We start from the raw sequence: 4,197 nt of genomic DNA on the forward strand, positions 1-4,197 counted from the left end.
CCCCCACCGAAGTGGAGACGAGGATAATTTGGCATTTGACAAGTGCACGCTGTTGAGTTCTCAAGGATCGGACGCTCCCACGACCCAGTCATCACAACCAGGCCCGCAGGGCAACTTCTCAATCTTATCCGCGTCTTCCAGGCTGTCAAATCGACACGCCGGAAGGCTTGGAACCAGATCTGCAGCTCGGGGCTCAAGGCCTCCGAGGCAACTTCACTAGCTTATCCGTTCCGGCGTCGCTGTCAAGCTGACTGCTGTTCCGGTGTGGATGCTCCAGGTCAGACAGAAGTATGTCTGCGATCTGCTCCGAGGAGCTGATCGAGTGGAGGTGGTTCTCCGCTTGAGGGGGGTGAAGCTCTCGGCCTCTCCGCTTCCCTGTGGGGCGAACAAGTTATAACTTACGTGGATCCCGGGGGTCCGGCAAATCAGGGCCGACCGCCGGGCGTGTCGCCCGGGATTCCGGGCGAGCACCGCTCCCGCTCCCGCTCCCGGAGACACAGAAACGGCCGGTCGGATTCACTCTCGTGATTCCGACCGACCGTTGTGATCTGTGGACCTAAGGGGATTCGAACCCCTGACCTCCTCGATGCGAACGAGGCGCGCTACCAACTGCGCCATAGGCCCTAGAACGTCTCTACGCTATCACGACGGAAGAGACACCTCCCTCGGCAGTTCAGCCCTGCGTGACCCTCGGCAACGAGGGCACTGCGTCGATCAGCAGCCGCGTGTAAGCATCCGTGGGATCGCGCAGCACCCTCGCGGTCGGACCGACCTCACGGATCGTGCCGTCACGCAGCACCACGACGGTGTCGCAGACCTTCTGGATCACGCCGAGGTCGTGCGAGATGAAGAGGTAGCCGACACCGGTCTCCTGCTGCAGGCGGGCGATCAGCTCGAGGATCTGCTTCTGCACGGCGACGTCGAGCGCTGAGACCGGTTCGTCGAGCACGACGACGGCGGGTTCCACAGCGAGCGCCCTGGCGATGCCGAGCCGCTGGCGTTGTCCCCCCGACAGTGAGGCCGGACGACGGTCGGCCAGCTCACCCGACAGCCCGACGCGCTCCAACCAGTCCCGCACGCGAACACTGCGCTCTGCACGAGCGAGCCCCGGATGCCGCAGCGCGACGGCCTCGTCGAGGATGCGCCCGACCGTCCACCGCGGATCGAACGACGACCCAGGGTCCTGATAGACGAACTGCACATCTCGCGGGTCGTCGCTCGCACGTCGGACGGTGCCGCTGTCGGCGGTCGCGAGGCCGGCCAGGATGCGGGCGAGCGTCGTCTTCCCGGAGCCGGACTCACCGACGATGCCGAGCGAGCGCCCCCTCCGCACCGCGACCGAGACGTCCTGCACCGCATGCCGCTCGACACCGCCCGGCAGCCGGAATGTCTTGCTCACATGTTCGGCGGAGAGCACGATCTCGGTCTCGTCCGCGGCATCCGTCGCATCGGCGGAGTCCGCCGGTCCCGACTCGAAGTGCGGAGCGGCGTCGATCAGCGACCGCGTGTACGGATGCGCGGGCGACGACAGCACTTCGGCCGTCGCGCCGGACTCCACGACCGCGCCGCCCTGCAGCACCAGCACGCGGTCGGCCAGCTGCGACACCACAGCCAGATCGTGGCTGATCAGCAGTAGCGCGATGCCCTGCGCCTTGAGCTCGCCGAACAGCTCGAGGATCTGCTTCTGCACTGAGACGTCGAGCGCCGTGGTCGGCTCGTCCGCGATCAGCACCGCAGGGTCGCCGGCGAGGGCCGTGGCGATCAGCGCCCGCTGTCGTTGACCGCCGGAGAGCTGGGACGGACGCTCGTCGATGCGCGTCTCCGGGTCCGGCACGTGCGTGCGACGCAACAGCTCGAGCGCCCTGGCACGACCGGCACGACCACGTGGCCCACCCGTGGCGGCGATCGCCTCCTGCACCTCCTTGCCGACCGTGCGCAGCGGATCGAGCGACGACAACGCATCCTGCAGGATGTACCCGATCCGTCTGCCGCGCACGGTGCGCCAGCGACGCTCAGAGAACGTCCGCGCATCCTGCCCGTCGATCTCGAGCACATCGGCCTGCACGCGCGAGCCGGTGCCGACGAGGCCGAGCAGGCTCCGCGCGCTCACCGACTTCCCCGAGCCGGACTCGCCGACCAGCGCGACGCATTCACCGGGGGCCAGGTCGAACCCGACGCCCTCGACGACCGTGTTCGCCGCTCCCCCGCCACCGAACGACACGTGAAGCCCCGCGACTCGAACCAGCGCGCTCATCCGCGTCCCTCCAGCCGTGCCTGCAGTCGTCGACCGAGCACGGTCGTGCTGATGACGAACAGCGTGATCGCGAGACCGGGGAACACCGCGGCCCACCAGCCCAGCGTCAGGAAGTTGCGGGCGTTGGAGAGCATGGAGCCCCATTCCGGGGTCGGCGGCGGACTGCCCAGCCCGAGGAACGACAGCGCAGCGCCCGCGAGCGTCGCCCCGCCCAGGCCGATCGTGGCGATCACGACGACCGGTCGAACGGCGTTCGGCAGGAGGTGTCTGCCGAGCACGGCCTGACCCGAGAGACCCATGCTGCGGGATGCCTCGATATAGGTGGAGGTGCGCACCCGCAGCGTCTCACCGCGGACCACCCGGACGTAATAGGGGATGCCGGCGATGCCGATCGCGATCGTCGCGGTCGCGAGCCCGCCACCGAACAACGCGAGGATCAGGATCGCCAGGACCAGTTCGGGGAACGCGGCGCCGATGTCGGTCAGCCGCAACGTGATGGTCGAGATCACCCGGTTCGAGAGACCGGCGACCAGGCCGAGCACCGTGCCGAACACGAGCGAGATGAGCACGGCGCCGAAACCGAGCACGAGCGAACTGCGTGCGCCGTGGATGATGCGGGCCAGCACATCGCGGCCGATCTCATCCGTGCCGAGAAGATGCGCCGGCGACGGCGGCGAGAGGATCAGCGCACGATCCGCGGCGAGCGGATCCTGCCCGGTGAGCAGCTGCGGCCAGAGAGCCGCGAGCACGAACAGGACGAGCACCAGCGCGCACAGCAGCGTGCCGACATCGGCGGCGAGCCGCACCCAACCGCGCCAGCGGACCACGGTGGCGCGGGGCGCGACGGCCTCGGCGACGACGCCACCGCTCATGCGACGACCTCCGCGCGGCCGGTCTCGCGCACCCTCGGATCGACGAGTCCGTATGACAGATCGACGAGCGTGTTCACCAGGATGAACACCGCGGTGCCGACGAGCACCACGCCGATCACGACCGGGATGTCCTGCGACGCCACCGAGGTCACGAGCAGGCGGCCGAGGCCAGGACGGCTGAACAGCGTCTCGGTGATCGCAGCGCCACCGAGCAGCGCGCCGAACGAGAAGCCGAGCATCGTGAGATACGGCACCGCAGCATGCCGCAGCGCGTGCCGGACCGTGACCGCGAGTGAGCCGAGACCGCGCGCCCGAGCGGAGAGGATGAACGGCTGCTCCAAGGCGTCATCGAGCGACTGGCGCAGCACCTGCAGGAGAAGAGCCGCCGCGGGAAGGGCGAGCGTGAGCGCCGGGAGGATCAGCGACCGCAGATCGCCGCTGTCGAGGATGGGCAGGGCACGCAGCCACACCGCGAAGACCAGCATCAGGATGAACCCGAGCCAGAACACCGGAGTGGACGCCAGGACCAGCTCGACGCCCGAGGAGATCCAGCTCGGGAGGCGGCGGCCAGCGGTGAGCACACCCCCGACGAGGGAGATCACGATCGCGAGCAGGGTCGCCGCGAGCGCGAGCGCCACGGTGGGTCCGGCCTGAGCGGCGAGGAGTTGACCGACCGGCTGCTCCTGCACGTACGACATGCCGAGGTCACCCCGCACGAGGCGCCCGAGATAGAGGAGATACTGCACAAGCAGCGGCTCGTCGAGGTGATATTCCTGCCGCACGACGGCGAGCACCTCAGGGCTGATATCGACCTGCTGCTGCCCGGCCCCGAGGATCGCGAACGCCGGATCGACCGGCACCAGGCGGAGCGCGAAGAACGTCAGGGTCGCTGCGCCCAGGAGCGTGAGCAGGCTCACGCCGAGACGGCGCAGCACCCTCCAGACGGCGAGGCTCATGGTTCTCCTTTCACGGGGGCGGGGCCCTTCGACAGGCTCAGGGACCCAGGGGGCGAGACCGGGGCCCTTCGACAGGCTCAGGGACCCAGGTTGGGAGACGGGGGGCGGGTTGGGG

Annotated in this window: 3 protein-coding genes and 1 tRNA gene; all 4 read right to left on the bottom strand. The window is 68.7% G+C overall.

The genetic code is table 11. From position 1 onward, the window contains the following. Nucleotides 1-551: 551 nt before the first annotated feature. Nucleotides 552-624 (bottom strand) — tRNA-Ala (locus tag RS83_RS00010). 49 nt (nt 625-673) lie between these two features. After that, entirely contained in the window at nt 674-2,254 is a 1,581-nt protein-coding gene (locus tag RS83_RS00015) for an ATP-binding cassette domain-containing protein (RefSeq protein ID WP_045277449.1), read from the bottom strand. Then, complete coding sequence (locus tag RS83_RS00020; RefSeq protein WP_082071451.1) at nt 2,251-3,126, bottom strand: ABC transporter permease; 876 nt, start codon at nt 3,124-3,126, stop codon at nt 2,251-2,253. The genes RS83_RS00015 and RS83_RS00020 overlap by 4 nt, the downstream gene beginning before the upstream one ends. Next, on the bottom strand, nt 3,123-4,082 hold the full coding sequence (locus tag RS83_RS00025) for an ABC transporter permease (protein ID WP_045277450.1): 960 nt from the start codon (nt 4,080-4,082) through the stop codon (nt 3,123-3,125). The genes RS83_RS00020 and RS83_RS00025 overlap by 4 nt, the downstream gene beginning before the upstream one ends. Nucleotides 4,083-4,197 lie beyond the last annotated feature (115 nt).

It is taken from the genome of Microbacterium oxydans (assembly GCF_000956525.1).
Lineage (GTDB): Bacteria > Actinomycetota > Actinomycetes > Actinomycetales > Microbacteriaceae > Microbacterium > Microbacterium oxydans_A.